The following is a 4,252-nucleotide window of genomic DNA, read 5'->3' on the forward strand; positions in this document are numbered from 1 at the left end:
GACGCCGGAACCGTTGGCGGGCACGATGCTGCGGCCGGTGGAGTTCACCGGATTGACGGTGATGCCGTGGGTGAACAGCAACGGGCCGCGGGCGGTGCAGGCGTTCGCCTACCGGGCGACGGGCCTGCGTGCCCCGTGGGCGATCACGGGGAAGGCGGCGGCATGAAGCTCCCGGCCCACGCCCCGGCTGACAGCGGTGAACCGGGCTCGTCGTTGCATCTGGGGCTCCACGTCGGCGGGGACTGGACGGTGTTCTGCCACCGCTACCCGGACCGGACACCGATTCTCGGGATCGACACCGACAAGGCGTACCTCACGCTGTCGGTCCGGGATCGCACGGTGACCGCGGGGCATCTGGAGTTCGCCCACGCGCTGGTCCAGGCCGCCAATGACTATCTGTTGGAATGCGAGCGGCTGATGGTGGAGGCCGCCGACACAGGCCCGGACGAGGGGTCCGCGGTCGCGGCATGACCACCTCCGGCGGATTTCCTGCCCGCCGGATTCTTTTCCTCTGATTCTTCTTTCCGCAAGGTGGGTGTGATCTGCCATGGCCAAAATCAACGGGTCGCGGCCGTTTCCCGAGATGCCGACCCGCAATCCGAAGGTCGACGTGCCGCTGTGGGCGCTGCTTATCGGGCTGGCGGGCAAGATTCTGTGGCATCTGCTGCGGTGGCTGGCCCGCCGGCCGGTGACCGTCGCCGTGGTCGTCACCATCATGATGATCCGTCACAGGTACGGGACGGCAGGTCTTGGTGTGGCCTCGGGTGGCCTGGTCCTCGTCGCCACGGCGTGGTGGCGGCTGCACCGCCGGTCGTTCTCCTGGCTGGCCTGGTGGGTGGTCGGCCGGGCACGGTTGGGGTGGGTTTACCGGCGGTGGCGGCCGGTCATGGTCCACACCGAGTTGGCGATCCGGGAGCCGACCTCGACCGGGGATCGGGTGGCGTTCGCCGAGACCTTCCCCCGCATCCGGCGGATCCGCTGCACCCGCTGGGCCGACCGGCTGCGCGTAGAGCTGCTCTACGGGCAGACGCCGCAGCAGTGGGCGGAACAGGCCGAAGCGTTGCGGCAGGCGTTCCGTGCCCAGGGCTGCCGGGTGCGGGCCGACCGGCGGATCGGGTTCGTCTGGGTGGAGTTCACCCGCCGGGATCCGCTGGCCCGCCCGATCCTCCCGGCCGACCTCGACACCGACGGCGACGGTGACCACCCCGACCACGGGGACAGCGACCCGGTGCGGGTGCGGGCGTCCTGGGTCGACGATGCGGAGATCGCCCGGATCGCGGCGGCCTACCGGAAGCCGATCGTCGGTCGGGTCGTCGGCATCGACCCGTCCACCGGTGACGGCTGGACCCCGGATGCGACCGGCTGGGCGGCATGACAGGTTCGCAACGGCTGGCTGTGGTGTTCGTGCTGCCGCTCTGCGCCTGGTGCCGACATCTGCTGGCCGCGCACTGGTCGGCTGAGGGCTGCCAGATCCCCACCGGCAGGGGCCGGATATGCGGCTGCCGGGAACCGCCACCCGATCATCCCGACCGTCCCCGTCCCGACCCTGATGATCAGGAGGATCGCGCAGCATGACCGACGGTCAGGCCATCCCGCTTCCCCTCGACCTCACGGAGGAGCGGCCCGGGTCGCGGGCGGCCCGGATGCGGATGCCGCTGGCCCGCCACGTCGTCGAAGCCGTCGCGGCGGAGAACGGAGTGTGCGTCCGGCCGCTGGCGATGCGGAGGATCAACCTGACCACCGGGGAAACCGAGATCGTCCCGGTGGCCTGCCGGTCCACCCTCGCCAGCAAGTGCCCGCCGTGCGCGGAGTACGCCCGCAAGCTGCGGATGGCGCAGTGCGCCGCCGGCTGGCACCTCGACGACGAGCCGTTGCCCGACCCGGATCCGCCCGGTGACGAAGCGAAGATCCTCGTCCAACTGCGGGCGGACCTGGAGACCGTCCGCACCGACGCGGCGACACGGCATGACAGCGGCCAGGTCACCGAGGCCGACATGCTGATCAGTCAGGTGGATGAACGGCTCGCGGATCTCGGTGTGCGGGGCAAGGCGGCTCCGGACGCCCGGGACCGGCCCCGGCGCACCCGGTCGACGAAACGGCGCCAGGACGCCCCCGATCTGCCCCGACTGCCCGTCGACCGGCGCACGGTGGGCCGGACGTTCACCGCCCCGGACGGCACGGTCTGGCGGCCGTCGATGTTCCTGACGTTGACCTGCGATTCCTACGGGCGGGTGACCTCGGAGGGCACACCTGTCGATCCGGACAGCTACGACTACCGACGGGCGGCCCGGGACGCGATCCACTTTCCGAAGCTGCTGGATCGCTTCTGGCAGAACCTGCGCCGCGCGGTCGGCTGGGATGTGCAGTACTTCGCCTGCCTGGAACCCCAACGGCGTCTCGCCCCGCACCTGCACGCGGCCATGCGCGGCACGATCCCGCGGGTGCTGCTGCGACAGGTGGCGGCGGCGACCTACCACCAGGTGTGGTGGCCACGCTGTGACCAGCCGGTCTACAGCTCGGACCGGCTGCCCGTCTGGGACGACCAGGCTGGCGGCTACCTCGACCCGGACACGGGATCACCGTTGCCGACCTGGGATGAGGCCCTGGACGCGATCAGTGAGGACGACGAACCCGTCCACGTCGTCCGCTTCGGCGTGCAGATCCGCGCGGACGGCGTCACCGCGAACAGCCGGAACACAGGCAAACTGATCGGCTACCTGACCAAGTATCTGACCAAGAGCCTGGACGCCTGCCACGACGTCGCCACCGACGCCCAGCGCACCCATGTCGACCGGTTGGCCGACGCGCTGCGGCACGAACCGTGTGCGCCGACGTGCGCGAACTGGCTGCTCTACGGCGTGCAGCCGAAGAACCCGCGGGCCGGGCTCGTTCCCGGACGCTGCACCGGCAAGGCCCACCGGCGGGAAACCCTGGGCTTCGGTGGCCGGCGGGTGCTGGTCTCGCGCCGCTGGTCCGGCAAGACCCTCACCGATCACCGCGAAGATCGGAAAGAGTGGGTGCGGCGGCAACTCGCCGTCCTCGGCCACACCCCGGACGACGACACCGCGGACGGCGCGGCAGACCGGACGGTCTGGCAGCTTCTGCGTCCCGGGGACCCTGCCGTACCCCGACGAGAACATCTGCTGCTGCGCGCGATCGCCGACCGGCACCGCTGGCGCGCCCAACTGGATGCCGCCCGCGCTGCCGGTCCGCCCGGACCCGGTGCGCTTCCGGCAACTGTCTCCGATCCACCCCGCGCGGCATGATCCCTGACCCGCTCCTCGGAGGACCCATGACCAGGCTTCTGCTCACCACTGGTGAAGTCGCCGACCTGCTCGGGGTCAGCCGCACCACCGTCTATGACCTGATCCGCACGGGTCGGCTCGCGTCCGTCCGGATCGGCCGGTCCCGCCGTATCCACCGTGACGAGCTCGTCGCCTACATCGGCCGGTTGCGGGAGACCGACGGTTACGAGGTGGCGGCATGATCGTCGTCAGGGCTGCTCGTCGGACGGTGTGGGCCGGTATCCGGCAATACCGCCCGGCGCGGGGACCGCCGGATCACCCATAGCGATCATCACGTGACAGATGCTCGAAGCGGCCCCGGTGGGTGCTGGAACACCACACCGGGACCTGAGATCCCGACCCTGCGCGAACAGGAACGAGACCCTGATGCCCATCTTCCCGCCTGACCTCGACCCGCCACGCGACCCCTCCGACGGACAGCCCTTCGTCCGCCTGGACGCCCCCGGCCACGGCTACTACGAGATGACCGTCAAGCCGGGCGCCGACCCCTTCGACGTCGCCCGGATCGCCATCGTGATCCCGCACAGCGCGGTGTTCGTCGAAGCCCTCGGAGACGTGGACGTCGTGTTGGTGTTCCGTGTGATCCCCGGCAGCACGCTTCCGGCAACTGCCCCGCCACCGCGGCCACGTCCGACCGGCGGATGGATTCCCGACGTCACCCCGTACGGACGGATTCCCGCGCAGCGTCAGCCACGCTGATCATCCCTCGCGGCTCTTCTTCCATTTTTCTTCTGTTCCTCCGCTGGGCGTTGCACCCGCCGGGAGACCGGACGGGTCCAGGGTCGGCGAAGCCGATCACGTAGTGACGCGTAGCGCCCTGGATGCGGCCGGGCTCCCGGCGGACCCTTCACCGCCCCGGAGGAACGGAATCCCACCGCCAGCGATCGGCCTGCACGCGCCCTGGCGGACCCCTGATTCCCACTTTCTCGCAAGGAGCTGTCCTCGTC

General features: G+C 70.4%; 5 protein-coding genes. All 5 read left to right on the plus strand.

Annotation, left to right across the window (positions count from 1 at the left end):
• Positions 1–162 precede the first annotated feature (162 nt).
• The 5 genes from DD1DGNOD_RS07970 (at position 163) to DD1DGNOD_RS07990 (ending at position 4,004) form a co-directional block, all read left to right on the plus strand.
• A complete protein-coding gene (locus DD1DGNOD_RS07970) occupies positions 163–471 on the plus strand; it encodes a hypothetical protein (protein WP_131769790.1) in 309 nt (102 codons plus the stop codon).
• A gap of 76 nt (positions 472–547) precedes the next feature.
• Positions 548–1,375, plus strand: a complete 828-nt coding sequence (locus tag DD1DGNOD_RS07975; RefSeq protein WP_131769791.1) for a hypothetical protein — start codon at positions 548–550, stop codon at positions 1,373–1,375.
• A gap of 196 nt (positions 1,376–1,571) precedes the next feature.
• Entirely contained in the window at positions 1,572–3,266 is a 1,695-nt protein-coding gene (locus tag DD1DGNOD_RS07980) for a replication initiator (protein ID WP_131769792.1), read from the plus strand.
• Positions 3,267–3,292: 26 nt separating this feature from the next.
• Positions 3,293–3,487, plus strand: a complete 195-nt coding sequence (locus tag DD1DGNOD_RS07985; protein ID WP_131769793.1) for a helix-turn-helix domain-containing protein — start codon at positions 3,293–3,295, stop codon at positions 3,485–3,487.
• 184 nt (positions 3,488–3,671) lie between these two features.
• Complete coding sequence (locus tag DD1DGNOD_RS07990; RefSeq protein ID WP_165036515.1) at positions 3,672–4,004, plus strand: hypothetical protein; 333 nt, start codon at positions 3,672–3,674, stop codon at positions 4,002–4,004.
• Positions 4,005–4,252 lie beyond the last annotated feature (248 nt).

The organism is Candidatus Protofrankia californiensis, assembly GCF_900634765.1.
GTDB lineage: Bacteria > Actinomycetota > Actinomycetes > Frankiales > Frankiaceae > Protofrankia > Protofrankia californiensis.